This window comes from Azoarcus indigens, assembly GCF_004361735.1.
GTDB classification, from domain to species: domain Bacteria; phylum Pseudomonadota; class Gammaproteobacteria; order Burkholderiales; family Rhodocyclaceae; genus Azoarcus; species Azoarcus indigens.
Genome location: NZ_SNVV01000028.1, coordinates 15,865 through 42,332, shown reverse-complemented (window position 1 = coordinate 42,332; position 26,468 = coordinate 15,865). Strand labels below are relative to the sequence as shown.

Here is a 26,468-nt window from a genome sequence, read left to right as displayed (position 1 = left end):
GAGGCTCAGCCGGCCTTCTTCGCCCCGTACATCGCGCGGTCGGCGTGGCGCAGCAGGGGCTCGACGTCGTCGCCATGCTCCGGGTAGAGCGCGATGCCAATGCTGGCGCTGATATGAACGCTGCCGCCTTCCACCAGCACCGCCGGCGCCAGGGCCTCGCGGATCTTCAACACCACCGCCGCGGCGTCGCTTTCCCCGCCGACGTCCTCCATCAGCACCACGAATTCGTCGCCCGCCAGCCTCGCCACGGTATCGCTGGCGCGCACCGCCCCGGCCAGGCGGCCGGCGAACTCGCGCAGCAGCAAGTCACCGCTGGCGTGGCCGAAGCTGTCGTTGACCTGCTTGAAGTCATCCACGTCCACGTACAGCAGCGCCAGCCGCGCCTGGTGGCGGCGGCAGCGGGCGAGTGCCTGGCGGCAGCGGTCGTAGAGCAGGCGGCGGTTGGGCAGGCGGGTCAGCTCGTCGTACATCGCCGCCTGCAGCAGGTCCGCCTTGAGCCGGGCGCGCTCGATGGCGATGGCCACCTGGCCGGCGACGAAGGCCAGCAGCTCGCGCGCCTTCTCTTCGTAGCCGAGGCCCGCCGGGCTGCGCAGCACCGCCAGGCCGACTGGCCCGTTACGCGTGGCCAACGGCATCAGCAGCGCGCAGCCGGCACCCGGCGCGTCCCCCTCCAGCAGCAGCGGCTGAGCGTCCCGCATGGCGCGCAGGCAGTGCTCGCGCCCCACCGGGAACCCGGCCCCTTCACCCGCCTGCCAGCCTTGCCGATAGACGAAATCCAGCGCACCGCCGGCCTCGTCGCAGGTGGCCACCGCCATCGCCGCCACCGGCACCAGCGCGGCGACGATGCGATGCAGCTCCGGCAGCAGCCCGTCCAGCCCGGAGGCGTTCTGCGCGGCCTCCGACACCGCGTAGACCGCTGCCTGCAGCGCTTCCGCCCGCTTCAGCTCGGTCACGTCGCGGGCGACGCCGATGCGCAGGCGCTCGCCCTCCACCCAGCGTGCGGACCAGGTGAGATGCACCGTGCGGCCGTCGCGGTGGCGGTAGCGGTTCTCGAAGCCGATGCGCGCCTCCCCCGAGCTCACCCGCGCCATCTCGGCCACCGTCCGCGCCCTGTCCTCCGGCAGTATCAGGTCGAGCAGGGACTGGCCCAGGAGCTCCTGCGGGGTATAGCCGAGGATGCGCTCGCATGCGGCGCTGACGAAGGCGACGCGCCCTTGCTCGTCTACGACGAAAACCGCATCCAGCAACAGATCGATGAAGTTGGGGAGACGTGCTTGCATTTCTGTTTTTCATACCTGGGGAAAGACGCTGTAGTCCGTTCCGGGTCCGACACCAGGAGGCCGTTCGTACCGGCCAGTGGGCAGCAGTCTACGCGCGGCGAACCAGCCGCGAGTGTGTAGGACCTCTCGGCCATCGTTAAAGTGTGGCTTTCCCGCAAAGCCAGGACGCAGATGGACAGGCAGACCGAACTCCGCACCGCCAAGCGCCGCGCGCGCGGCTGGCTGCTCGCCGCCGCGGCGCTTTTCGCCGGCGCGCTGCTGGCCCCGCCCAGCCCCTGGCGCGACGCGCTGAAAGCCATGGCGGAAGCGGCGATGGTCGGCGGCCTGGCCGACTGGTTCGCGGTGTCGGCGCTGTTCCGCCGCATCCCGCTGCCGGTGGTGGGCCGCCACACCGACATCATCCCGCGCAACAAGGACCGCATCGGCGACAACCTGGCGGATTTCGTGCGGGAGAAGTTCCTCGATACCGGCTCCATCGTCGCCCTCATCCGCCGCCACGATCCCGCCGGCCGGCTGGCGCTGTGGCTGATGGCGCCGGAGAACGCGGAGACCCTGGGCCGGCAGCTACTGGCGGTGGCGCGCGGGCTGCTCTCGCTGGTCGACGACAGCCGCATCCAGCGCTTCATCAAGCGCGCGGTGCATGCGCTGCTGGACAAGGTGGATCTCGGCCAGTCAGTGGCGGCCATACTCGACGGGCTGACGCAGGGCCGGCGCCACCAGGCGCTGCTGGACCAGGGCATCGCCCGCCTCATGGCGCTGCTGGCGCATCCGGATACCCGCGCCTTCATCAGCCAGCAAATCGTGCAGTGGCTGAAGCGGGAGCATCCGCTGAAGGAGAAGATGCTGCCCACCGAGTGGCTGGGCGAGCACGGCGCCGAGCTGATCGCCAACGCCGTCGGCAGCGTGCTGGACGAGATGGCCGGCAACGACACCCATGCGCTGCGCGAGCACTTCGACCGCCTGGTGATGCGCTTCATCGCCCGCCTGCAGCGAGACCCGGAGATGGCGCGGCGGGCGGAAGCGATCAAGGACTACCTGAAGAACGACGCCGCCTTCAACGGCTACGTCGCCGAGCTGTGGGGCAGCCTGCGCGACTGGCTGCGGGACGACCTGGCGCGGGAGGATTCCGCCCTCCACGCCAGAGTGGTGGCGGCCGGCGAATGGCTGGGCAAAGCGCTGGCGCAGGACCCGGCGCTGCGCGCCTCGCTCAACGACCACCTGGAGGAAGCCGCCACGCGCATGGCGCCGGACTTCGCCGACTTCCTCACCCGCCACATCAGCGACACGGTGAAGGGCTGGGACGTGCGCGAGATGTCGCACCAGATCGAGCTCAACATCGGCAAGGACCTGCAATACATCCGCATCAACGGCACGCTGGTGGGCGGCAGCATCGGCCTCGGGCTGTACCTGCTGACGCAGGGGGTGGACTGGCTGCGGCAACTGGCCTGAACCCCCCGCTCCCACCTTTTCCGCCCCCGCGGCCGCGCGGCGACGTTTGCCAGCCCTTGCGGCTTTCGCCTATCCTTCGCCGGTTCGATCAGGGTGTCCCGGGCGCTGCCGCGCCGGGGATGAAACGGGAAGTCCGGTGCAGCGGAGACCATCCGCGAGTCCGGCGCAGCCCCCGCTGCTGTAAGCCTGACGGAAACGCCAGTCACATGTGCCACTGGGCCTCGCCCGGGAAGGCAGGCGGATTCCGGATGAAGGCGAGCCAGAAGACCGGCCCGACTCGACTACAGATCATTACCCCGGGGTGTGGGTTGTCGCTGTCTGGTCCGGTCTACGTGCGCCCTCGGGCGCCCTCCCGTTTCCAGCCGTGGTTCGTCTGCGCGCCTGCGCGCCGGCCATGCGCAGTCCACCCGCACTCCGCGCTGGCGCCCCCAGGGGCGCATGGAGCCGCGAGCGATGGACGAGGAAAAGAAGCAGAACCATAACGAGCGAATGCTGCGCAAGAAGGCGGTGGTGGATGCCGCCATCGAGCGCGCGCAGGAAGAGCGCGGCATCGTCGTGCTCATCACCGGCAACGGCAAGGGCAAGACCACCTCCGCCTTCGGCACCCTGTACCGCGCGCTGGGCCACGGCCAGCGCGCCGGCGTGGTGCAGTTCATCAAGGGCACCCAGGCCACCGGCGAGGTCATCTTCCTGCAGCAGCAGGCCAGCGCCGCCGCCGCGGTGGAATACCACGCCATGGCCACCGGCTTCACCTGGAACACGCAGGACTGGGACGCCGACAAGCGTGCCGCCGACGCAGCCTGGGCCCACGCCACCCGCCTGCTGCAAGACCCGAAGGTGAACCTGGTGGTGCTGGATGAGCTGACCTACATGCTCAAGTACAACTACCTGGACACCGCCACGGTGGTCGACGCCATCCGCCAGCGCCCGGCGCTGCAGACGGTGATCATCACCGGCCGCGCGGCCAGGCCGGAACTGGTCGAGCTGGCCGACACCGTCAGCGAGATCGCCGACCGCAAGCACGCCTTCAAGGCCGGCGTGAAAGCCCAGGCCGGCATCGACTTCTGATGACGCGGCCACGCCGCCCTGCCCGCTCCGCCGCCGTGGCGACGGCCCGCGCCCACCCGCGCGCCGCTGGCGCAGGCCGGCTGCGGCTGGCGGCGATGCTCGCGCTGCTGCCGGCCTGCCCGCTCACCCAGGCGGCCACCGCCGGCGCCCCGCTGCCGCGGGTGATGTCCACCAACCTCTGCGCCGACGCCCTGCTGCTCAGCCTCGCCGATCCGGCGCAGATCGTCTCGGTGTCGCGCAAGAGCCAGGACACCGGGCGCTCCTCCCAGGCCGCGCTCGCCCGCCGCTTCCCCGCCAACGACGGCAGCGCGGAAGAAGTGATCGCCGCCCGGCCGGACGTGGTGCTCGCCTCCCGCCGCTGGCAGGCCCGCCACCAGGCGGCGCTGTTCGAGCGCTACGGCATCCGGGTGGTGACCGTGCCCTTCCCTACCGACTGGCAGGGCATCTACACCAGCACGCTGAAGATAGGCGGCGAGATCGGCCGCCGCGAAGCCGCCCAGGCCCGGGTCGCCGACGTGCAGGCGCGCATCGCCCGCATGCAGGCCGCCAGCGCCCGCCCCAGCGCGCTCTACCTGCGCCCCAACGGCGGCACCGCCGGCGCCGGCACCTATGTGGACGCGGTATTCCAGGCCGCCGGCGTGCGCAACCATGCCAGCGACAGCGGCCGCAAGGGCTGGGGCCGGGTGGCGCTGGAAGAGGTGGTCGCCAATCCGCCGCAGCTCTTCATCACCAGCAATCTGGTGAACGACGGCGCCTATGCCCGCGGCGGCTTCGCCCGCCATCCACAGATGCAGGCCCTGCTCGCCGCCCGCCCGGTGATCCGCCTGGAGAACAACGACTGGGGCTGCAGCAACTGGCAGCTGGTGGAAGCGGTGGAGGAGATCGCCGCCAGGCTGCGCCGGCTGGAGCAGGCTGCGAAATGAGCCAGAGCAAGCTTCGAACCCTTTCCCAGAGCCTGGCCGTGCGCTTCGCAGCGGCGGCGACCGCCATGTACGACTCAGCGCTGGCGACGGATGCAAGCCGCCGCCGCAAGCGGGTCCGCGCCCAGCCGCAAGGCGCCGTCATCCGCTCATTCCTGACACGACGGAGGCCGCGATGAGCCTCACCGCCAACCCCGCCCTCTCCAGCCGCGGCGCAGCCCGCGGGCGCACGCAGCCGCTGGGCGCCACCACGCTCAACGCCGGCCTGCTGCTGGCGCTGCTCGCGCTGGCCCTGCTCTCCCTCGCCATCGGCCCGGTGCCGCTCTCGCTGGGCGAGATCGCCGGCGCCCTGCTGCCCACCGACGCTACCGGCAGCGAGCTGCTCGCCCGCCAGCATGCCATCGTCACCGAGATCCGCCTGCCGCGGGTGCTGCTGGCGCTGCTGGTCGGTGCCTCGCTGGGGCTGTCCGGCGCGGCGCTGCAGGGCCTGCTGCGCAATCCGCTGGCCGAGCCCGGCCTGCTGGGCGTCAGTTCCAGCGCCAGCCTGGGCGCGGTGCTCTGCCTCTATTTCGGCCTGGCGCAAATCAACGAATGGCTGCTGCCGGCCGCCGCCATGGGCTGCGCCGCGCTGGCCACGCTGGCGCTCTACCTGGTGGCGCGGCGGGCGGCGGGCAACCTCACCCTGATCCTGGCCGGCGTCGCCCTGTCGGCGCTGGCCGGCGCCCTCACCTCGCTGGCGATCAACCTCGCCCCCAACCCCACCGACGTGCAGGACATCGTGCTGTGGCTGATGGGCTCGCTGGCCGACCGCAGCTTCGCCGACATCCGCCTGTGCCTGCCCTTCATCGCCGCCGGCATGGCGCTGCTGCTGGCCTGCGGCCGCGAGCTGGACGCCCTCACCCTGGGCGAGGAGGAAGCCGCCAGCCTGGGCGTGAACCTGCGCCGGCTGCGGGCGCAGATCATCGTCGGCAGCGCACTGTGCGTCGGCGCCAGCGTGGCGGTCACCGGCGCCATCGGCTTCGTCGGCCTGGTGGTGCCGCACATGCTGCGGCGGGCGGTCGGCTTCCACCCCGCCCGCCTGCTCGCCAGCAGCGCGCTGGGCGGGGCGGTGCTGCTGCTGGCGGCGGACGTGGTGCTGCGGCTGGTGAGCGGCGGCTACGAGCTGATGCTGGGCGTGGTCACCGCGCTGATAGGCGCGCCCTTCTTCTTCCTGCTGGTGTGGCGCGAACGGGGGCGGCCGGCATGAGCGCCCGCCTGGAAATCCGCGCGCTCAGCGTCGTCCAGGGCGGCGCCACGCTGGTGGACGACGTCTCCCTCAGCGTCGCCGGCGGCGAGCTGTTCGGACTCATCGGCCCCAACGGCGCCGGCAAGAGCAGCCTGCTGCGGGCGGTGGCGCAACTGCTGCCGCACCGCGGCGAGGCCCGGGTCGATGGCCAGTCGCTGGCCGCGCTCACGCCCGCCCGGCGCGCCACCCGGCTGGCCTACCTCGCCCAGGGCGACCATGCCGCCTGGCCGCTGACGGTGCGCGACTTCGTCGCCCTCGGCCGCCTGCCCCACCGCCCGCGCTGGCCGCGCTTGTCGCGCCACCACGACGAAGCGGGCGCAGCCGCCGTCGCCGCCGCCATCGCCCACATGGGCCTGGGGCCGCTGCAGCAGCGCCGGCTGGGCCAGCTTTCCGGCGGCGAGCGCGCCCGCGCCCGCCTCGCCCGCGCGCTGGCGGTGGATGCACCGCTGCTGCTGGCCGACGAGCCGGTCGCCAGCCTGGACCCCTACCACCAGCTGAGCGTGATGGAACTGCTGCGCGCCGAATGCGACCTCGGCCGCAGCATCGTGCTGGTGCTGCACGACCTCACCCTCGCCAGCCGCTTCTGCGACCGCGTGCTGCTGATGCAGCACGGCGGCGCGGTAGCCTGCGGCGAGCCGCGCAAGGTGCTCACGCCGGCCAATCTGCAGCGCGTCTACCAGGTCCAGGCGATGCACGGCGAGCACGAGCAGCAGCCCTATGTGCTGCCCTGGCGCTGCCGGCCGGTGGGCGAAAGCACGGTGTCCGCCGACCAGGACAGCAGCGCCCGGCTGCAGCAAACCACCGAATCCGAGCACAGCGCATGAGCCCCACCACCATCACCGTCTGCGCCACCTGCGGCTACGACGCGCAGGCGCCCGACGCGCCACGGCGTGGCAGCCGCTTCGCCGCAGCGGTCGAGCAGGCCCTGGCCGAGCGCGGCGACGCGGCGCGGCAGCTCCGCCTGCGCCGCACCAACTGCCTGATGGCCTGCAAGCGTGGCTGCGCCGCGCTGGTCCGGGCGCCGGGCAAGTACGCCTATGTGATCGGCGACCTTGCCGCCGACCCGGCCGGCGGCTCCAGCGCCGACCGCCAGGCCGCCGACACCCTGATCGCCTTCGCCGCCGGCCACCAGGCCAGCGCCGACGGCGTCGTTCCCTACAAGCAATGGCCGGAAGGCATCAAGGGCCGCTTCATCGCCCGCACGCCGCCGCCCGACGAGGGCTGAGCGCCTTCCCCTTTTTCCGGAGATCCCGATGTCCACCCAAGCCAAGATTCCCGCCACCATCGTCACCGGCTTCCTCGGCAGCGGCAAAACCACGCTGCTGCGCCACATCCTCGCCAACGCCGGCGGCCGGCGCATCGCCGTCATCGTCAACGAGTTCGGCGAGCTGGGCATAGACGGCGAAATCCTGCGCGGCTGCGGCATCGGCTGCGATGAAGATGGCGTTGAGGGCGGCCAGGAGCGCAACGGCCAGCTCTATGAGCTCGCCAACGGCTGCCTGTGCTGCACCGTGCAGGAGGAGTTCTACCCGGTGATGCGCGAGCTGATCGCCCGCCGCGACGAGATCGACCACATCCTCATCGAAACCTCCGGCCTCGCCCTGCCCAAGCCGCTGGTGCAAGCCTTCAACTGGCCGGAGATCAAGAACGCCTGCACGGTGGATGCGGTGGTCACCGTGGTGGACGTGCCCGCCACCGCCACCGGCCAGTTCGCCCCCAACCCGGAAGCGGTGGACGCCCAGCGCCGCACCGACCCCAACCTGGACCATGAATCGCCGCTGCACGAGCTGTTCGAAGACCAGCTGCTGGCCGCCGACCTGGTGGTGCTGTCCAAGACCGACCTCGCCGACGCCGTCGCCCTGGCCGCGGTGGAAGCCCTGGTGCGCGAGGAGCTGCCGCCGGAGGTGAAGCTGGTGAGCAGCGAGCACGGCAAGGTGGAGCTGGATTTGCTGCTGGGCCTGGGCGCCGCCTCGGAAGACAGCATCCACCTGCGCGAAAGCCACCACGACCACGAGGAAGGCGAGGCGCACGACCATGACCATGACGAGTTCGACTCGGTCGTCGTCAAGCTGCCGCGGGTGGACCGCGAACGCCTGCTCGCCACCCTGCAGGCGCTGGTGCAGCAGCACACCATCTTCCGGGTGAAGGGCTTCGTCGCCCTCGCCGACAAGCCGATGCGGCTGGTGGTGCATGGCGTGGGCCGCCGCTTCGACAGCTACTTCGACCGCCGCTGGCGCGCCGACGAAACCCCGGCCACCTACCTGGTGCTGATCGGCCAGGAACTGGATGCCGACACCCTGCGCAGCGCGCTGGAAAGCGCCGCCCTCTCTCCCGCCCAGGCCGGGTGATGCACCTGCTCGCCGCCCAGCCGGGCGGATTCGTCGATGACGCCGGCGTGATCACCCGCATCGCGCAGCAGCCGGCCGACATCGTCATCCTCAGCGCGGCCGACACCACGCTGGCCCTGCTCGCCGCCGCCTGGTCGCAGCTGGCGGCGGAGGCCGGCACAGACGCAGACACGCTCGGCCTGCCCACCCTGCGTCTGGCCAACCTGCTGCACCTGCGCCAGCCGGCCTCGGTGGATCTCTACCTGGACGACGTGCTGCAGCACGCCCGCGTCATCGTCATCGACCACCTCGGCGGCGAGAGTTACTGGCCCTACGGCACCGAGCGCATCGGCGAGCTGTGCCGGGCGCGCGGCATCGCCCTGGCGATGTTCTCCGGCGACACCAGCGAAGACCGCAACCTGCTGCAGAAAGGCACGGTGGACGCCGAAGTCGCGCGCACCCTGTGGCGCTACCTGCGCGAAGGCGGCGGCGCCAACGCGCGCAACTTCCACCGCTACCTCGCCGCCGCCTTCTTCGGCCAGCCGCTGCAGGTGGAGCCGCCGCGGCCGCTGCCCACGGTGGCCCTGTTCCACCCGCGCCATGAAGTCGCCACCGTGGAGAACTGGCAGGCCGACTGGCAACCGGGCGCGCCCTGCGTGCCGCTGCTGTTCTACCGCGCCCACCTGCAGGCGGGGAACACCGCGGTGTTCGCCCACCTGTGCGAAGCGCTGCAGGCGCGCGGCATGAACCCGCTGCCGCTGGCGCTGCTGTCGCTGAAGGACGCGGTGGGCGTCGCCACCGTGCGCCGCCTGTGCGCCGAACACCAGGCGGCGCTCATCCTCAACACCACCGCCTTCTCCCAGGCCACGCCGGACGGCGCCGCCGGCAGCGGCGGCTGGCAGGCGGAACTGGCCGCCGCGGCCGCCGGGCTGGCCGGCGACGTGCCGGTGCTGCAGCTCATCCTCTCCGGCGGCAACCAAGCCGGCTGGCAGGAAGACCCGCAGGGCCTGGCGCCACGCGACATCGCCATGCACGTCGCCCTGCCGGAAGTGGACGGCCGCATCATCAGCCGCGCCATCAGCTTCAAGGGGCTGGACCACCACAACCCGCTGACCCAGAGCGACGTGGTGCAGTACCGCGCCCACCCGGAGCGGGTCGCCTTCGTCGCCGAGCTGGCGCAGCGCTGGTGCCGGCTGCGCGCCCTGCCGAACGCGGACAAGCGCCTCGCCCTGGTGCTGGCCAACTACCCCACCCGCGAAGGCCGGCTGGGCAACGGCGTCGGCCTGGACACGCCGGCCTCGGTCATCGCCATCCTCGAAGCCCTGCGCGACGAAGGCTATGCGCTGGGCGAGCTGCCGGCCGACGGCGACGCGCTGATGGCGCAGCTGAAGGAAGGCATCACCAACGACCCGGAACAATGGGCGCTGCGCCCGGCGCGGCAGAGCCTGGCGATGGCGGATTACCTCGCCTTCTTCCAGCGCCTGCCGGCCGCCAGCCGCGACGCCGTCCTCGCCCGCTGGGGCGCGCCGGAGGCCGACCCCATGCTGCGCCAGGGCCGCTTCATGCTCGCCGGCCTGCGCTGCGGCAAGGTCTTCATCGGCATCCAGCCGGCGCGCGGCTACGAACTGGACCCGCTGGCCAACTACCACGACCCCGACCTGGTGCCGCCACACCACTACCTGGCGTTCTACTGCTGGCTGCGCGAAGTCTGGCGCTGCGACGCCCTGGTGCACGTCGGCAAGCATGGCAACCTGGAATGGCTGCCGGGCAAGAGCGTCGCCCTGTCCGGCGAATGCTGGCCGGACATCGCCCTCGGCCCGCTGCCCCACCTCTACCCCTTTATCGTCAACGACCCCGGCGAGGGTACCCAGGCCAAGCGCCGCGCTCAGGCGGTCATCATCGACCACCTGATGCCGCCGCTGACCCGCGCCGAAAGCTACGGCCCCACCCGCGACCTCGAACGCCAGGTGGACGAGTACTACGAGGCGCTGATGCTGGACGGCCGCCGCGCCGAGGAACTGCGCCGCAGCATCCTCGCCCACATCCTGCGCCACGACCTGCACCGCGACCTCGGCCTGGAAGCGCCGCGCAGCGCCGAGGAAGAACAGCGCCTGCTCAACCGCACCGACGCCTACCTGTGCGAGCTGAAGGAAAGCCAGATCCGCGACGGCTTGCACATCTTCGGCCGCTCGCCCGCAGGCCGCCTGCACCGCGACACCCTGCTCGCCCTCGTCCGCCACCCGGTGGGCAACGGCCACGGCGGCAACGACGGGTTGACCCGCGCGCTCGCCGCCGATCTCGGCCTGGGCGACGGTTTCGACCCGCTGGACGCGGACTGGAGCCAGCCGTGGCAGGGCCCGCGCCCAGCGCTGCTCGCCGCGCTAGGCGAAGGGCCATGGCGCAACATCGGCGACACCCGCGAGCGCCTCGAACTGCTGGCGCTGCAGGTGCTGGAACACGGCCTGCCTGCCGACGGCCCTGTGCCAGAGCAGGGTTTGCCTGCCGACAAGCTCGCACTGGAACCGGGTCTGCCTGCCAGCGGCATGGAAGCAGGAACCCGGATGCAGCCCGCCGGATTCTCTCCCTCCCCCCTCGCAGGGGAGGGCCGGGGAGAGGGCGACGCCCGCAAGGGCGCCGCAGCCGCCCTCCCCCTCTCCCCCAGCCCCTCTCCCGCGAGGGGAGAGGGGAGCCCGGACGAGGACGCAAGCGGCCGGCTGGACAGTCGCGCGACCGGCGAAAGCACCGCGCCCCCCTGGCCCCGCAGCACCGCCGTACTCGCCCGCATCAACGGCGACCTGCGCCCCCGCCTGGACGCCTGCGGCCCACAGGAACTGCAGCAACTGCTGCGCGGCCTCGCCGGCCGCTTCGTGCCGCCGGGGCCCAGCGGCGCGCCCTCCCGCGGCCGGCCGGACGTGCTGCCCACCGGCCGCAACTTCTACTCGGTCGATACCCGCGCCATCCCCACCCAGACCAGTTGGACGCTGGGCCTGCGCTCGGCCGAACGCATGATCGAACGCTACCTGCAGGAGCACGGCGACTACCCGCGCGCCATCGGCCTGTCGGTGTGGGGCACCTCCACCATGCGCACCGGCGGCGACGACATCGCCCAGGCCTTCGCCCTCATCGGCGTGCGCCCCAAGTGGGCGGACGGCAGCCACCGGGTGGCGGACTTCGAGATCCTGCCGATGTCGCTGCTGGACCGTCCGCGCATCGACGTCACCCTGCGCGTCTCCGGCTTCTTCCGCGACGCCTTCGCCAACGTCATCCGCCTGTTCGACGCCGCGGTGCTGGCAGTGGCGGAACTGGACGAGGATGCGGAGGTGAATCCCATCCGCGCCCGCATCGCCGCCGAAGCCGCCGCGCTGCAGGCCGAAGGGCTGCCCGCCGGGCAGGCCCGCCGCCGCGCCGGCCACCGGGTGTTCGGCGCCAAGCCGGGCGCCTACGGCGCCGGCCTGCAGGGCCTCATCGACAGCGGCAACTGGGAGGGCGACGCCGACCTCGCCGCCGCCTACCTCAACTGGGGCGGCTACGCCTACGGCGCCGAGGACCACGGCAGCGAGGCGCGCGACACCTTCGCCCGCCGCCTCGCCGGCATCGAGCTGGTGATGCACAACCAGGACAACCGCGAGCACGACCTGCTGGATTCCGACGACTACTACCAGTTCCAGGGCGGCATGACCGCCGCCGTGCGCCACCTCGCCGGCCGCCAGCCCACGGTGCTGTTCGGCGACCACAGCAACCCGCAGGCGCCGGCGGTGCGCACGCTGGAGGAAGAGATCAGCCGGGTGGTGCGCGCCCGCGTCACCAACCCCAAGTGGCTGGCCGGCGTGAAGCGCCACGGCTACAAGGGCGCCTTCGAGATCGCCGCCACGGTGGACTACCTCTACGCCTATGACGCCACCGCCCGCGTCGTGCGCGACGACCAGTACGCCCGCGTCGCCGACGCCTGCCTGGAAGACGCCGACACCCGCGCCTTCCTGCAGCAGCACAACCCCGACGCCCTGCGCGAAATCTGCGAACGCCTGCTGGAAGCCATGCAGCGCGGCCTGTGGCAGGCGCCGGGCGACTACCGCGAGCGCGTGGAACGCCACCTGCTCGCGGCGGAACGCAAGCTGGAGGAAGCATGAGCCTGCAGGCGTTTCGTCTGGCTGCGCGCCACTTGGGCTGCATGGCCTCCGCCGGCCCCGGGTGCGGCGAGCTTCAGGGCTGCAGAGACCATAGGGTCCGCGCGACACCGTCGCCTGCGGCAACCCAGCACCCAATGCAAATCCCTGCACCCGCGCCGTTCGCCCTGAGCCTGTCGAAGGGCACACACGTGCAACGGTTTTCATCTCCCCAAGTGCCGGCGGATCGTCCCCGCCGACCGAGCAACATCCACCCGCTGCGCAGCGCCCCGCGAGGCCCGGCCGCACGCCCGTCCCGGCCCTGCCGCATGCCCACTTTCCTCGCCCGCCACACTCCAGCGGGCCACCGCCCATGAACACTGCGAGCACCCCGCTGCCCCCCGCCTTCCCCTTCACCGCCCTGCATGGCCAGGACAGGCTGCAGACCGCGCTGCTGCTCGCCGCCATCGACCCGCTGATCGGCGGCGTGCTGATCGAAGGCCCGCGCGGCACCGCCAAATCGACCAGCGCCCGCGCCCTGGCGGCGCTGCTGCCCGGCGGGCGCTTCATCAACCTTCCGCTGGGCGCCAGCGAAGAACAACTCGCCGGCAGCCTGGACCTGGAAGCCGCGCTGCAGGACGGCCAGGTGCGCTTCCGCCCCGGCCTGCTCGCCCAGGCACACCAAGGCGTGCTCTACATCGACGAAGTGAACCTGCTGCCGGACGGGCTGGTGGACCTGCTGCTGGACGTCTGCGCCAGCGGCATCAACCGGGTGGAGCGCGACGGCGTCTCCCACGCCCATCCGGCGCGCATCGCCCTGGTCGGCACCATGAACCCGGAGGAAGGCGAGCTGCGCCCCCAGCTGCTGGACCGCTTCGGCCTCTTCCTGCGGCTGGAAGCGCAGCTGCCGCCGGCCGAACGCCAGGCCATCGTCCGCGCCCGCCTCGCCTTCGACGCCGATCCCGCCGCCTTCCACCAGCGCCACCAGGCCGCCGAACACGCCCTCGCCGCCCGCATCGCCGCCGCCCGCGCCGCACTGCCCGCCCTTCCCTACACCGACGCCACCCACGCCGAAGTCGCCGAGCGCTGCCACGCCGCCGCGGTGGAAGGCGTGCGCGCCGACCTGGTGATGCTGCGCGCGGCGCGCGCCCATGCGGCCTTGCAGGGACGCCGCGAGATCGCCGCCGCCGACATCTCCGCCGTCGCCGAACTGGTGCTGGCGCACCGGCGCAGCGTGCCGCCGGAGGCAGCCGAGCCGCCGCAGGCGAAGGCCGCCAGCGGCGATGCGCAGGACAACCTCGCCCCGCCCGCTGCGAACACGAGGTCCGCACAGAACCGGGGCTCCAACGCCTCCGGTGCCGTGGGCCAGACCACCGCCTGGAACACGGGCAACAGCGGAGAAAACGATGGCGACTGGGGCGCCCTGCCGCCACAGCCTGTCGCCATCGCGGCGCTAAAACCCCTCAAGCCGCCAGCCGCGCCGGGATACCCCAATGCAAAAAAAAAAGCCTGACGCGTCCGGCCGGGCGCAGCGCTCCCGGCAGGGAGCCCGCCGGACGCGCAGCCAACTCCCGCCGCAAGCGCCGCAATGCCCTGCCCGCCAGCCGCATCGACTGGCCGCGCACCCTCGCCGCCAAGGGCCGCCAGCCGCTGGCGCGCGAACACCTGCGCCGGCGTCGCCGCACCGAAGGCAGCGCCGGCCTGCACTGCATCCTGCTGGACTGCTCCGCCTCCATGTTGCGCGGCCAGCGGCTGGCGCTCGCCAAGGGCCTGCTGCTGGACTGGAGCGCGGCCAGCTACCGCAAGCGCGAGGCCCTGGCGGTGATCGCCTTCGATGGCCACGGCGCCCGCCTGCTGCAAGCGCCGCGCAAGGCCCAGGCGCACAACGAACGCTGGATCGCGCCGCTGGCCGGCGGCGGCGGCAGCCCGGTGCAGGCCGCGCTGCAACTGGCGGAGGAGGTGCTGCGCCGCTATCGCAAAACCTGCGCCGCCCAGCCCATCGCCCTCAGCCTGCTCACCGACGCCCGCTTCGACCCGCTGCCGCCGCGCCCGCGCCATGCCGACCGCTGCACCGTGGTGGACTTCGACGACGGCAGGCCGCGGCTCGAACGCGCCGCCAGGCTGGCCGCCGACTGGCAGGCCGAGCTGCTGCGGGCGGCGGACTGGAGCGCGGCATGAAGCGCCGCTGCGCTTCACTTCGTCATGCCGAGGCGGGCAGCACCGCTCCGCCAAACCTCCGGCCTCGCCTGGGCCAAGGAAAAGCGCTTGGTCGCCAGCCCCATCCAGCCGCTTCGCACCCAGCCCCCATTTCCCGGCTGCGACGCACTCCACCGCCCGCAGGCCATTGATCGCACCACCCCGCAACCGCAAACAACAGCAAGGAGAAAACCCAGATGCACATCGAACCCGGAATCGTCGAAGGCGCCAAGATGGCGCTGAGCTACGCCACCGCCACCGCCGCGCTGGGCGTCACCGCCAAGGCCGCGCTGTACATGCTCAAGCGCGACGGCCTCGCCGCGCTGGCCCTGCGCAGCCTGCTGGCCACCGCGCTGGTGTTCTGCTTCTTCGAAGTGCTGCCGCACCACCCGGTGGGCGTCTCCGAAGTCCACCTCATCCTCGGCACCACCTTGCTGCTGCTGTTCGGCCTCGCCCCCGCCGCCATCGGCCTGGCCGGCGGCCTGCTGGTGCAGGGCCTGTTCTTCGCCCCCTTCGACCTGCCGCAGTACGGCATCAACGTCACTACCCTGCTGGTGCCGCTGTTCGCCGCCGCCGCGCTGGCGAAAAAGATCATCCCGGCCGACACCGCCTATGTGGACATCGGCTACAAGCAGGCGCTGCAGCTGTCGCTGGCCTACCAGGGAGGCATCGTCGCCTGGGTCGCCTTCTGGGCCATCTATGGCCAGGGCGTGGGCGCGGCCAACCTCGGCGAAGTCGCCCGCTTCGGCGCCGCCTACCTGAGCGTGGTGCTGGTGGAACCGCTGATCGACCTCTCGCTGCTGGCGGCTGCCAAGGCCGGCCGGGGCCTGCGCGGCAGCCCGCTGGTGCATTACCGCCTGCATCACCCCGCCTGAACGAGGCGATATGAAACGGGCAGTCACCTGCGGGCTGCCCGCGGGGCCCGACCGTGCGCAGAACTGCGGCGGTCGGGCCCATCGCGTTCACCGGCAGCGGAAATCCGGTCCTGCTCCCCCCGCAACGCCGGAGCGGCGCCTCATGCAGGCTTGCGCCCCGCCGGGCTGCCCGGCGGACGAGTATGCACCGCCAGGCACAGCACCGCGCTCAGCAGCGCGAGCGCGGCATAGGTCCGGCTGAGCAGGCGGAAATCCTCCAGCCCGATCTGCGCATGGCCCAGCACGACGATGGTCCAGGCCACGCCCAGCACCGTGCCGAACTGGCGGATGGCCTGGTTCACCGCGCTGCCGACCCCATACTGGGCGCTGCCCAGGCTGGCCACCGCGGCGCCGGCCAGGGAGGGCATCGCCATGCCGACGCCAATGCCTGTCATCAACTGGCTGGGCAGCCAGTGGGTGAGGTACTGCGGCTGCACTCCCGGCACCAGGCTCTGCCAGATGCCGCCGGCGGCGAGCAGCAGGCAACCGCCGACCAGCACCGGACGGTGGCCGGTGCGGGCGGCAAGCCGGCCGCAGAGCAGGGCCACCGGCACCACCATCAGCGGCCCCGGCGTGATCGCCAGCCCGGCCAGTGGCAGGCTGTAGTGCCAGATGCCGGTCATGAAGAAAAAGAAGCCGAAGAACATCATCGCGAAGGCGGCGCCGAACACCAGGGTGGCGAGATTCACCGCGCGATAGGTCCGGCTGGAGAACAACGACAGATCGAGCGCCGCATCCGCACGGCCGCGCGCCCAGGCGACGAAGCCCGCCATCAGCAGCAGGCCCAGCGAGGCGGCACCGGCCACCTGCGGCGAACGCCAGGGATGGGCCTCGAAGCTCACGACCGCCCAGGTGAGCGCACCGACCCCGGCAACCAGCAGCGCCACGCCGACGGCATCGAAACGGCGCCCGCCAGACGCCGGCGCCCCTTCCGCAGGCAGCTGGCGGCGCGCACGCCAGAGCGACCACAGGGCAGGCGGCAGGTTGATGAAGAAGGCCCAGCGCCAGCCCAGGCCATCCACCAGCCAGGCCCCCACGCTGGGCCCGGCCGCCGCGGCCAGGCCACCCACCGCGCCCCACATGCTCACCGCCACCGCCCGCTGGCGCAGCGGGAAAGCACCCAGCACGATGGCGAGCGAAGCCGGCATCAGCAGCGCCGCCCCCACCGCTTGCAGCACCCGTGCCGCCACCAGCGCCATCACGTCCGGCGCCAACCCGCAGGCCAGCGAAGCCAGCGAGAACACGCCGACGCCGGTCATGAACATGCGCTTGCGGCCATGCGTGTCGGCAAGGCGCCCGGCGGGTACCAGCATCGCCGCGTACACCACGGTGTAGGCGTTGAGCACCCAGGACAGCCCGGCCGCCGAGTTGGCGGGGAAAGCCTCGCGCAGCGCCGCGAAGGCGGCGAACAGCACGGTGCTGTCGATGGATACCAGGAACACCGCCGCGCTGGCGATGAGGAATATCCGCCAAGGCGGCGCCCCGGTTTCACCGGAGGCGGCATCGGCAGACGGAACGGGACGCTCCATCTTCATTTCCAGGCCTCTCTTGCTCAGGATGCGGAACCGCAACCCGGCATCAGCCGGCCCGGACACGGCCCGGCAGCGCTGCGGCGGCGCATGGAGAAACGCAGGCAGAAAACCGCCAGCGCAAGCAGGCCCAGGGAGCTCAGCAGCACGCCGGTACGGCCGGCATGCGGATAGACCCAGGCGCCGACCGCGGTGCCGGCGCCGATGCCGCAGAAGACAAAGGACGAGGTCAGCGCCAGAGCGATTCCGCGCTGTTCCGGGTGGCGCTCGATGATGCGGCGCTGCTGGCTGGGCCACAGCATGTCGGTGGCGAAGGCGAACACCGCCAGCATGGCGAACAACATCGCCAGTACCGGCGGCGCCAGGCGCATCAGGCCCAGGCTTAGCGCCAGCACCGCGATGCCGGCGTGGAGCATGGCCTCGGCCGAGTAGCGCCTTGCCATGCGGGTGACGAACAGATTGCCCAGCACCCCGGCCACGCCCAGCACCGCCAGCGCGAGGGAAACCGTCTCCGGCCCGGCCAGGTAGACATCGCGGATGATGGGCGCCAGGAAGCCATAGGTGGCATACACGCCGGCAGCGATGAAGAAGGCGACGAGGAAGCCGCTCAGGGATTGCGGGTTGCGCAGCAGGCGGCCGACGGTGGCCAGCCGGATGCGCTCCCCCGGTCCGGCGTCCGGCACCGCGCGCAGGATCAAGCAGGCGCACAGCAGGCCGGCCGCCCCCAGCAGCACGAACAGCAGGCGTACCCCGAACGCATGCGCCACCCAGGCGGCGGCCGGCATGCCGACAAGGCCGGCGAAGGAGAGTCCGAGCAGCACGGTGGCGATCGCCGGCCCCTGCTGCTCCCGCGCGACCAGGCTGGAGCCCAGCGCCCCCAGCACCGGCCCGACGAAGGCGGCCCCCAGCCCCATCAGCACCCGCGCCAGCAGCAGCGTCGGATAGTCCGGCGCGGCGGCGAACAGCAGCGCCGCGGCGCTGAACACGCCCAGCCCCAGCAGCAGCTGCCGCCGGCGCCTCAGGTGGCCGAGAAAGACCTGCAACAACGGCGCGGCCAGGGCGAAGACGATGCCGAATACCGAAATCAGGTAGGCGCTGCCGGCATCCGTCAGCCCCCATTCGCGGGAGACCGCGTCCAGCGCCCCGACCAGGGACAGGGCGCCGGTGGCCTGGACGAAGTAGGCCAGGCTCAGGATACGAAGTGCGCGCACGGTGGGCGCGGGAATGTCGCTCTGCATGTTTTTTTCCTGCATGAATGGGGAAGCCGGCCACAGGAGCGGCCGTGATGCGGTGAAGAAGCCCTGCGGCGGAACCCCGGCCCGGAGCGCCTCCCGTAGAGGACGCCCCCTGGTGCAGCGGCCTATCAGCCCGGCGGCACGGGGCCGTGGTCCTGCCCCGCCCGGAAGCGCTCGGCCGGCACCCGCTCCCGGTTGCCGGCCGAGCACGGGGCGGCCTCAGGCAACCGGAGTGAGAGGAATCTCGGTTGCGCTCAGCGCCAGCCCCACCGCCGGCGCGGTGCCGGCGGCGCCAGCGGGCGCGCTGGCGGCATCGAGGCGGGCCAGTTGCGCGGCGGAGAGTTTGAGACCGGCAGCGCCCAGGTTGGAAGCCAGCTGCGCCTGTGACCGCGGGCCGATGAGCGGAAACACGCCGCGGCTGCCCACCCAGGCGATGGCCACCTGGTCCGGCGTGGCCTGCAGCTCGCCGGCGATGGCCAGTACCGTGTCCAGCACCGCCACCCGCTGCGGCGAATCCTCCGCCTGGAAGACCTTGCCGCCCAGCCCCTCCGCCCTGCCCCGCTCGCCGCGCCGGTACTTGCCGGTGAGCATGCCGCCGCCCAGTGGCGACCAAGTGACCTGCGCCAGCCCCAGCGCCTGCGAGGCCGGTATCAGATCGGCTTCAGGCTCGCGCCGCACCAGGCTGTACTCGAACTGCGCGGCGGCGATCGGCAGGCTGCGGCCCAGCTCGGCCAGCGTCGCCGCCCGCGCCAGCCGCCAGGCGGGGAAGTTGGAGAGGCCGGCATAGAGGATCTTGCCGGCGCGGGCCAGGTCGTCCAGCCCGCGCAGGATTTCCTCCGCCGGGGTGAGTCCGTCCGGGTGATGCACCCAGTAGAGATCGATGCGGTCCGTGTTCAGCCGCCGCAGGCTCGCCTCTACCGAGGCCACCATCGCCTGGCGGCTGTTGCCGGTCAGCAGGCGGCCGGCGCCAGGCTGCGCGCCGTTGCTGAACTTGCTGGCGAGGAAGAAGGCTTCCCGCCGGCCCGCCAGCAGGCCGCCGAGGATCTCTTCCGATTGGCCGAACTGGTAGATGTCGGCGGTATCGATGAAATTGCCGCCCGCCTCGGCATACGCATCGAAGATGGCCGCGCTGTCCGCCTCATCGGCGCCATGCCCCCAGCGCTGGCCGAAGTTGGCGGTGCCCAGCGCGATCTGCGCCAGCCGCACGCCGGTACGTCCGAATATCCGGTATTTCATCGCGGCCTCCTTCAACCCGGCACCGCGTAGCGCGGGGCCGGAACGTTGCGGGAGAGATGCGCGGACATCGCCTGGCGGGCGGCCTCGTACATCTGCCATTCCTCCAGTTCGTGCAGCGACGGGATGGTCACCAGTTCGCCACGGTCGAAGCCCGCCAGTGCGGCGTCCACCAGGTCTTCCGCACGCATCACGATGTCCTGCGGCAGGTGCTCCACCGCCAGGCCGCCGCTCGCCCAGAAGTCGGTGGCGGTGGCGCCGGGCAGCACCGCCTGCACGCGCACACCCTTGCCCGCCAGTTCATGGTGCAGCGACTGGCTGAAGGCCAGCACGAAGGCCTTGCTGCCGCCATAGACGCCGTTGAGGATCTCCGGCGCGATGGCGACGATGGAGGAGATGTTGATCAAACCGCCCCGCCCGCGCGCCACGAAGCCGGGCGCCGCCGCGTAGCTCAGGCGCATCGGCGCGGTGACGTTGAGCGCCACCATCTGCGTCATCCGCCCCACGTCGCTGTCCAGCAAGGGGGTGTGGGTACCGATGCCGGCATTGTTCACCAGCAGGGTGATGCTGGCGTCCTCGCGCAGCTTGGCCTCGACCCGCGCCAGCTGCGCCGGATCGCCGAGGTCGGCCTCCAGCACTTCGACGCTGCGGCGCGTTTCGGTGGTGATGCGCTCCGCCAGGGCGTTGAGGCGGCCGCGGTTGCGCGCCACCAGGATGAGGTCGTAGCCGCGGCGGGCCAGGCGCTGGGCGTAGAGCGCGCCGATGCCGGAAGAGGCGCCGGTGACGAGGGCGGTACCCGGATGCTGCTGCGTCATGATGTCACTCCATTCGATGAAGACGTGGAGGCATCGTAGGGCGTGTCGCCATTGTCTCAAATGACGTATAAAGTACGTTTTTCAGACATGGCACGAAAAAGGACGCCCGACATGCATCGCATCGGCTATCTGTTGGCGGATGGCTTCCAGTTGATGACCATCGCCACCCAATCGGTGTTCGAGTTCGCCAACATGGTGACGCGCGAACCCTTCTATGCCATCGACAACTATTCGGTGGCCGGCGGCGAGGTGCGCGCCTCCATGGGGCTGACGGTGGGCACCCGCGCGCTGGGGCCGCGCAGCCAGGCGGATACCTGGATCGTCAGCGGCGCCATCCAGCCCCTGCAGCGGCCCAGCCCTCCCGAACTGCTGGCCTTCATCCGCAGGCAGGGGCCGCGCGCCAGGCGCATGGCCGCCATCTGCACCGGCAGCTTCGTGCTCGCTGAAGCCGGCCTGCTGGCCGGCCGCCGCGCCACCACGCACTGGGCTTACGCCCGCGACATGCAAGGCCTGTATCCCGACGTGCAGGTGGAGGACGACCGCATCTACATCGTCGACGGCCCGATCTGGACTTCCGCCGGCATGACCGCCGGCATGGACCTCGCGCTGGCCATGGTGGAGAAAGACCTGGGCGATGAGATCGCCCGCAGCGTGGCGCACAAGCTGGTGATGCAGCAGCACCGCTCCGGCGGCCAGTCGCAGCATTCGGAACTGCTCGCGCTGGCGCCGAAATCCGACCGCATCCAGAGCGCGCTGGAATATGCGCGCGGCAACCTGCACCGGCCGCTGAGCGTGGAGGAACTGGCCCAGGCCGCCCACCTGAGCCCCCGCCAGTTCAGCCGCGTCTTCGCCCGGGAAACCGGCCAGTCGCCGGCCAAGGCGGTGGAGAGCCTGCGCCTGGAAGCGGCGCGCCTGATGATCGAACAGAGCAGCCACCCGCTGGAGGTGGTCGCCCGCGAAACCGGCTTCCGCGACCGCCGCCACATGCGGGAGGCGTTCATGCGGGGCTTCGGTATCACCCCGCAGGGGGTGCGGCGTGGCGTGCGGGGGCAAACGCCGGCAGGCTGACCGGGACGCCCCGCCCCCCTGCGCGGGCCCCGGCGGCACTGGCTGCCTCCGCATTGCTGCCCGGGAAAACGCGGGGTGCCAGGGCGGCGACGGAGCGCGCTCCTGGCGATTGAATGAAGCGCGGCCGGGAAGGGGGTCGGCAGTCTGCCGCGGCAATGCCAGCGGAGTAGCGGCGTCAGCCGCGAATCAGCCCGCCGCCGCTACTCCTGCACCGCGGTTGCGCGGCCGGCCCGGCGCGCCTTCGGCATCGATGGCGCGCATCACGTCCTCGAACAGCGCCGGCTTGACGAAGTGGCCGTCGAAGCCGGCATCGCGGGTGCGGGCGCGGTCGCTTTCCTGGCCGTACCCGGTCAGCGCGATCAGCAGGGCGCCCTCGGTATCCGGGTTGGCGCGCAGGCTGCGGGCCACCTGGTAGCCGTCCGCACCCGGCAGGCCGAGGTCCAGGATGGCGACGTCCGGATGGAAGCTGCGCGCGGCCTCTATGGCAGACAGGCCGTCGAAGGTGACGCAGACTTCATGACCTCGCGTTTCGAGCAGGATGGACATGGATTCGGCACCGTCCACACTGTCGTCCGCGATCAGCACCCGGCGCATGCTGCCGGCGCCCTCTTTCGCCACCGGCCCCGGGGCCTCGCCGCCGGTTTTCCGCACCGCCCTGAGACGCACGGAGAATTCGGCGCCCTTGCCCAGGCCCTCCGAACGGGCCTCCACCGTGCCGCCATGCAGCTCGGTGAGTGTCTTGACCAGGGAAAGGCCGATGCCCAGGCCTTCCTCCGAGTGCGGCATGGCGCCGTTGGACTGCATGAAGAGGTTGAACACCTCGTTGAGTTCCGCCGGTGCGATGCCGATGCCGTTGTCGCGCACCCGCAACACAACCTCGTCGCCCTCCAGCGCGGCGCTCAGTTCCAGGTAGCCGCCCTCTGGGGTGTACTTGGCAGCGTTGGACAGCAGGTTGCCTATGATCTGCGCCACCCGCACGCTGTCGCCGCGCACCTTGCAGTCCGCCTGCGGGGCACTGACGTGCAGCAGGTGGTGTTTCTTGTCGATGAGCGGCCGGCTGGCCTCGACCGCATTGGCGATGGCGGTGCCGACGTCCACGTCCTCCATCCTCAGCACGATCTTGCCGTGGGTGATGCGGGAGACGTCCAGCAGATCGTCGACCAGGCGGCTGAGGTGGGCGACCTGCCGGCCGACGATCATCCTCGCCTCGGCCAGCACCTTGTCGTCGGCGCGATAGCGCGGGTCCATCAGCTCCACCGCGTTGCGTATCGGCGCCAGCGGGTTGCGCAACTCATGGGCCAGCGTGGCGAGGAACTGATCCTTGCGGCGGTCGGCCTCGCGCAGCGCCTCCTCCGCCTGGCGCAAGCGCAGCAGCGCGCGCACGTTGGCAATCAGTTCGGCCGGCTCTATCGGCTCGGTGAGGTAGCTGTCGGCGCCGCCATCCAGGGCGCGCACCTTGTCCAGCGTCTGCACCGCGGCGGCGGAGGTCTGCAGCACCAGGGTGGAAACCGTGGCCGGATCACCCTTGATCTTCTCGCACACTTCGATGCCGCTGATGTCGGGCAGCTTCACATCCAGCAGCACCAGCGCCGGCGCGTGCTCGCGGAGCTGGTCGAGCGCGCCATAGCCGGTGGCCGCCTCTATCACCGAGAAGCCGGCATGCTTCAGCACGCGCGTCTTGGCATAGCGGGCGCCTTCGTTGTCATCGACGTTGAGGATGAGCGGGCTGGGCTGGCCGGGAGAGTTCATTGAAGCGCTCCCGGCATCTCCGTCTCGCTGGCGCCATCGACCGGCAACTGGATGGGCAAGGTGACATAAAAGGTGGAGCCCAGGCCCGGCTCGCTGTTGACGCCCACATAACCCCCCAGCAGCGCAGCCAGCTTGCGGCACAGCGGCAGGCCGAGGCCGGTGCCCTTCACCCTTTGCTGCAGGCGGTTCTGCACCTGGCCGAACTCTTCGAAGATGACCTGCTGGTGCTCGGCGGCGATACCGATTCCGGTGTCGGCGACGAAGAAGGTGATGTTCTCGCCGTCCGGCTCCACCCGGGCGCCGACGCGGATTTCGCCCCGCTCGGTGAATTTCAGCGCGTTGGAGACGAAGTTGCGCAGGATCTGGGTGAGTTTGGCTTCATCCGAATGCAGGGCCGGCAGCCCGGCGGCATCATTGAAGTGCAGGCTCACCGCGGGGTCGGTCAGCAGCGGGGTCAGCATCGCGCGCAGGGCGGCGAACAGCGCCGGAACCTCGAAGCGGGCAGGATAGACCTCGGTCTTGCCGGCTTCGATCTTGGCCAGGTCCAGCAGATCGTTGACGATGTCCGAGAGGTTCTCCGCCGCTTGGCGGATCAGTACCACCTGGCGCTCCTGCTCGGCGCTCAGGTCGCCATCCAGGCGGTTGAGCAGCAGGTTGGAGAGCGCGCGTATGGAGCTGAGCGGCGTACGCAGCTCGTGGCTCATGTTGGACAGGAAGCGTGTCTTCATCATGTCCGCGCGGCGCAACTCGTCGGCGCGCTCGTCCAGTTCGGCATACAACGCGACCACGCCGCGGTTGGTGGCTTCGAGTTCATGGGTGAGCCGGGCCAGCTCGTCCTGCCGGTCGCGCAGTTCCGCCAGCGTGGAGAGCAGTTCGCGGCTTTGCTGCTGCATCTCGTCGGCCACGGCCGCTTCCACCGCCTGCTGTCCCAGGCTGCGGGCGAGGCGGTCGAGTTCGGCAATCGACAGCCGGGAGGCATCCGGGGGCAGGAAGCGCGCCATGGACACCCGGGTGCCCCGCTGCGGCGCGGACTCGATGAGGCAGCGGTCCATCAGCCGGCGGGTGCCGGCGATGCCGCGCCCCATGCCGCTGGAAGAGCGGTAGCTGCCGTCCAGCACCTCCTGCAGATCGCGGATGCCGGGGCCGCGGTCGCTGACATCGATCAGCAGGGCCTGCGGCCTGCTGGCGCCGTCGAAGGCGAACACCACTTCGCCACCGTCGGCATACATGAAGGCGTTGCGGGCGATTTCGGACACCGCGCTGGCGATGCGCGTCTGGTCCAGGGCGGAGAAACCCAGCCCTGCGGCGATGTCGCGCGCAGTACGACGCGCGGCCACTACATCCTTCTCGCGCTCAAGTCTGAGCCTGAATATCTGTGTGCTCATGGGCGAACTCTACTCCCGGCGCAGCTTTGACCACCACCACCGTGGCGTCGTCGCGGCGGCGGGAAAAATCCCGGTAGATGACGGCGGCGATGAGTGCCGCCGGCTGCAGATACAGGCCGGGATAGGCGGACAGCGACCACCGGGTGGCGACGCCGTCCGAATGCAGCACGAGCAGCGCGTTTCGGGGCCAGGCGACATCGAACTGCTGGGCGTCGCGCATCGCATGGCCGACGATGCCGTTGCGGGAGGAGAGTTGCCAGCTCTCGCGCGCTTCGGGCACGGCGGCCGGGCGTTCTCCGGCCATCAGCGGCCTGCCGATGCCGAAGGCCACCGCCGAGATGTTTCCGGTGCCGCAGAAAGACAGCACCGAGCGCACGAGATCCAGCCTGCTGATGGCCACCGCGGCGCCGCGGGTGGAACGCAGCGCGCCGTGCGCCAGCTCCATCAGCGTGGCCGGCGCACGGCCGGCGCGGCGATAGGCCACCTCCAGCGCGGCGACTGCCGCTTCCCGCGCCTCCGGGCCATGGCCCAGTCCATCGGCGACGGTGATGGTGAGACCGTCCTGATCGCTCTCCACGCTCCAGGCATCGCCGCTGACCACTTCGCCGCGCAGCGGCGTACAGATGCCGCCGATGTCCATGCCATAGGCCGGCATCGCCCGGCTGCCGCCCTGCCCCTTGCTGCGCACCACCGCGCGCAGTACGGTACCCAGCCGCGGCTGGCTATAGACGGCCAGCTCGTCGGACAGGCGCTTGATCGCCCCCAGGCCGGTACCGGCGGTGCCGGCGGTGGAGCTGCCATCGTCGAAAGCCCGGCGCAGGTCCTCGATGCCAGGGCCGGAATCCAGCGCGGTGATCTCCACGCCGGAGGCCGGGCCATCGGCATCCACCCGGACCAGCAGTTCGCCATGCCCGGCGTGCTTCAGGATGTTGGTAGAGGCCTCCGTGACCACTAGTGCCAGCCGGCCGGCGTCGGTTTCGGAAAAGCCTATGGACTGCGCGGCCTCGCCCGCGCCCCGGCGGGCGAAGGCCACGCTGCTGGCATCGGCGATTTCGAAGGAAAGATGGGTACTGCGCAAACCGCTCAATTCAACGCCCCTCAGCGCAGCTTCCACTTGGTGATGGAGACCACCGTGCCCTTGCCCGGCTCGGACTGGATCTCGAACTCGTCGCACAGGCGCCTGGCCCCGCCCAGCCCCAGCCCCAAGCCGCCGCCACTGGTGAAACCATCGCGCAGGGCGCGCTCGATATCGGCAATGCCCGGCCCCCGGTCCACGAAGCGCAGCCGCAGGCCAACCCGCACCCCATTGGTGAGCTTGCTCAGGCGGGCATCGCCCCCACCGCCGTACTGCAGCGTGTTGCGTGCCAGTTCGCTCGCGGCGGTAACGAACTTCGTCTGGTCCACCAGCGAGAAGCCTTGCGCAATGGCGTGATCGCGCACGATCTGGCGCAGCCGGACGATCTCCTCGTCCGAACGCAGGCCGACTTCGGCCGCCAATGTCTCTGTCACATCGCCAACGTGCATCATGGATGGGTACCTTCCAGCGGTCAGCGCCGGCGCTGTTGCAGCAACGCCATGCCTTTTTCGACATTGAGCGCCGTGCTGACGCCGCTCAGCGTCAAACCCAGCTCCACCAGGGTGATCGCCACCGAAGGCTGCATTCCGACCACCACCGTTTCCGCATCCAGCACGGTGGCCATGGCCGCGGTGTTGCTGATCATGCGGCCAATGAAGGAATCGACCACGTCCAGCGCGGAGATGTCGATCAGCACGCCCTTGGCCTTGTCCTTGACGATGCGTTCGGTGAGGTCGTCCTGCAACGCGATCGCCAGCCTGTCGTGCATGTCCACCTGGATGGCGACGATCAGGCAATTGCCCATTCTCAGTATTGGAATCCGCTCCATCACGTCCC

At 71.1% G+C, this 26,468-nt stretch carries 22 protein-coding genes and 1 riboswitch; of the genes, 12 read left to right on the top strand and 10 right to left on the bottom strand.

What is annotated here, in order from left to right:
- Positions 1-5: 5 nt before the first annotated feature.
- On the bottom strand, positions 6-1,280 hold the full coding sequence (locus tag C7389_RS21950) for a GGDEF domain-containing protein (RefSeq protein WP_133594804.1): 1,275 nt from the start codon (positions 1,278-1,280) through the stop codon (positions 6-8).
- A gap of 171 nt (positions 1,281-1,451) precedes the next feature.
- Between C7389_RS21950 and C7389_RS21945 the strand changes: the two genes are divergently transcribed.
- From C7389_RS21945 to C7389_RS21895, 11 genes are all read left to right on the top strand, one after another.
- Entirely contained in the window at positions 1,452-2,729 is a 1,278-nt protein-coding gene (locus tag C7389_RS21945) for a DUF445 domain-containing protein (protein ID WP_133594803.1), read from the top strand.
- 74 nt (positions 2,730-2,803) lie between these two features.
- A riboswitch (cobalamin riboswitch) is annotated at positions 2,804-3,019 on the top strand.
- 163 nt (positions 3,020-3,182) lie between these two features.
- Positions 3,183-3,797, top strand: coding sequence for a cob(I)yrinic acid a,c-diamide adenosyltransferase (gene cobO / locus C7389_RS21940; protein WP_133594802.1), 615 nt, complete (start codon positions 3,183-3,185; stop codon positions 3,795-3,797).
- Positions 3,797-4,720, top strand: a complete 924-nt coding sequence (locus C7389_RS21935) for an ABC transporter substrate-binding protein (RefSeq protein ID WP_133594801.1) — start codon at positions 3,797-3,799, stop codon at positions 4,718-4,720. Before cobO ends, C7389_RS21935 begins: the two co-directional genes overlap by 1 nt.
- Positions 4,721-4,892: 172 nt before the next feature.
- The gene (locus C7389_RS21930) at positions 4,893-5,963 is read left to right on the top strand and encodes a FecCD family ABC transporter permease (RefSeq protein ID WP_133594800.1); all 1,071 of its coding nucleotides are present in this window, start codon (positions 4,893-4,895) and stop codon (positions 5,961-5,963) included.
- Positions 5,960-6,826, top strand: coding sequence for an ABC transporter ATP-binding protein (locus C7389_RS21925; protein ID WP_133594799.1), 867 nt, complete (start codon positions 5,960-5,962; stop codon positions 6,824-6,826). Before C7389_RS21930 ends, C7389_RS21925 begins: the two co-directional genes overlap by 4 nt.
- Positions 6,823-7,227 carry a DUF1636 family protein gene (locus tag C7389_RS21920; RefSeq protein ID WP_133594798.1) on the top strand — a complete coding sequence of 135 codons (405 nt, stop codon included), beginning with the start codon at positions 6,823-6,825 and terminating at the stop codon, positions 7,225-7,227. The genes C7389_RS21925 and C7389_RS21920 overlap by 4 nt, the downstream gene beginning before the upstream one ends.
- Before the next feature lie 28 nt (positions 7,228-7,255).
- Positions 7,256-8,350, top strand: coding sequence for a cobalamin biosynthesis protein CobW (gene cobW, locus C7389_RS21915; protein WP_133594797.1), 1,095 nt, complete (start codon positions 7,256-7,258; stop codon positions 8,348-8,350).
- Positions 8,350-12,456 (top strand): cobaltochelatase subunit CobN, encoded by a 4,107-nt coding sequence (gene cobN, locus C7389_RS21910; protein WP_133594796.1) that lies wholly within the window; start codon positions 8,350-8,352, stop codon positions 12,454-12,456. Before cobW ends, cobN begins: the two co-directional genes overlap by 1 nt.
- A 349-nt stretch (positions 12,457-12,805) precedes the next feature.
- Complete coding sequence (locus C7389_RS21905) at positions 12,806-13,945, top strand: magnesium chelatase ATPase subunit I (RefSeq protein WP_133594795.1); 1,140 nt, start codon at positions 12,806-12,808, stop codon at positions 13,943-13,945.
- A gap of 95 nt (positions 13,946-14,040) precedes the next feature.
- Entirely contained in the window at positions 14,041-14,610 is a 570-nt protein-coding gene (locus C7389_RS21900; RefSeq protein ID WP_342773526.1) for a vWA domain-containing protein, read from the top strand.
- Positions 14,611-14,825: 215 nt separating this feature from the next.
- Positions 14,826-15,503, top strand: coding sequence for an energy-coupling factor ABC transporter permease (locus C7389_RS21895; protein WP_133594793.1), 678 nt, complete (start codon positions 14,826-14,828; stop codon positions 15,501-15,503).
- A 140-nt stretch (positions 15,504-15,643) separates the two neighbouring features.
- On the opposite strand, the gene C7389_RS21890 is transcribed toward C7389_RS21895, so the two are convergent.
- The 4 genes from C7389_RS21890 to C7389_RS21875 form a co-directional block, all read right to left on the bottom strand.
- Entirely contained in the window at positions 15,644-17,071 is a 1,428-nt protein-coding gene (locus C7389_RS21890) for an MFS transporter (RefSeq protein ID WP_211168405.1), read from the bottom strand.
- A gap of 23 nt (positions 17,072-17,094) precedes the next feature.
- Positions 17,095-18,309: an MFS transporter gene (locus C7389_RS21885; RefSeq protein ID WP_133594791.1), complete on the bottom strand. Its 1,215-nt coding sequence runs from the start codon at positions 18,307-18,309 to the stop codon at positions 17,095-17,097.
- A 216-nt stretch (positions 18,310-18,525) separates the two neighbouring features.
- Positions 18,526-19,542 (bottom strand): aldo/keto reductase, encoded by a 1,017-nt coding sequence (locus C7389_RS21880; protein ID WP_133594790.1) that lies wholly within the window; start codon positions 19,540-19,542, stop codon positions 18,526-18,528.
- Positions 19,543-19,553: 11 nt separating this feature from the next.
- Positions 19,554-20,354, bottom strand: coding sequence for an SDR family NAD(P)-dependent oxidoreductase (locus tag C7389_RS21875; RefSeq protein WP_133594789.1), 801 nt, complete (start codon positions 20,352-20,354; stop codon positions 19,554-19,556).
- Positions 20,355-20,465: 111 nt separating this feature from the next.
- Here C7389_RS21875 and C7389_RS21870 point away from each other — a divergent pair, with 111 nt between their 5' ends.
- Entirely contained in the window at positions 20,466-21,422 is a 957-nt protein-coding gene (locus C7389_RS21870) for a GlxA family transcriptional regulator (RefSeq protein ID WP_133594788.1), read from the top strand.
- Positions 21,423-21,608: 186 nt separating this feature from the next.
- Here the strand turns inward: C7389_RS21870 and C7389_RS21865 are convergent, their stop codons facing one another.
- The 5 genes from C7389_RS21865 to C7389_RS21845 are packed head-to-tail and all read right to left on the bottom strand — an operon-like array spanning position 21,609 to position 26,436.
- The gene (locus C7389_RS21865) at positions 21,609-23,171 is read right to left on the bottom strand and encodes an ATP-binding response regulator (protein WP_133594787.1); all 1,563 of its coding nucleotides are present in this window, start codon (positions 23,169-23,171) and stop codon (positions 21,609-21,611) included.
- Entirely contained in the window at positions 23,168-24,556 is a 1,389-nt protein-coding gene (locus C7389_RS21860) for an ATP-binding protein (protein ID WP_133594786.1), read from the bottom strand. Before C7389_RS21860 ends, C7389_RS21865 begins: the two co-directional genes overlap by 4 nt.
- Positions 24,525-25,634, bottom strand: a complete 1,110-nt coding sequence (locus C7389_RS21855; protein ID WP_211168404.1) for an ATP-binding SpoIIE family protein phosphatase — start codon at positions 25,632-25,634, stop codon at positions 24,525-24,527. The genes C7389_RS21860 and C7389_RS21855 overlap by 32 nt, the downstream gene beginning before the upstream one ends.
- Positions 25,635-25,654: 20 nt before the next feature.
- The gene (locus C7389_RS21850) at positions 25,655-26,083 is read right to left on the bottom strand and encodes an anti-sigma regulatory factor (RefSeq protein ID WP_211168403.1); all 429 of its coding nucleotides are present in this window, start codon (positions 26,081-26,083) and stop codon (positions 25,655-25,657) included.
- A 20-nt stretch (positions 26,084-26,103) separates the two neighbouring features.
- Positions 26,104-26,436: an STAS domain-containing protein gene (locus C7389_RS21845; protein WP_211168402.1), complete on the bottom strand. Its 333-nt coding sequence runs from the start codon at positions 26,434-26,436 to the stop codon at positions 26,104-26,106.
- Positions 26,437-26,468: the final 32 nt, after the last annotated feature.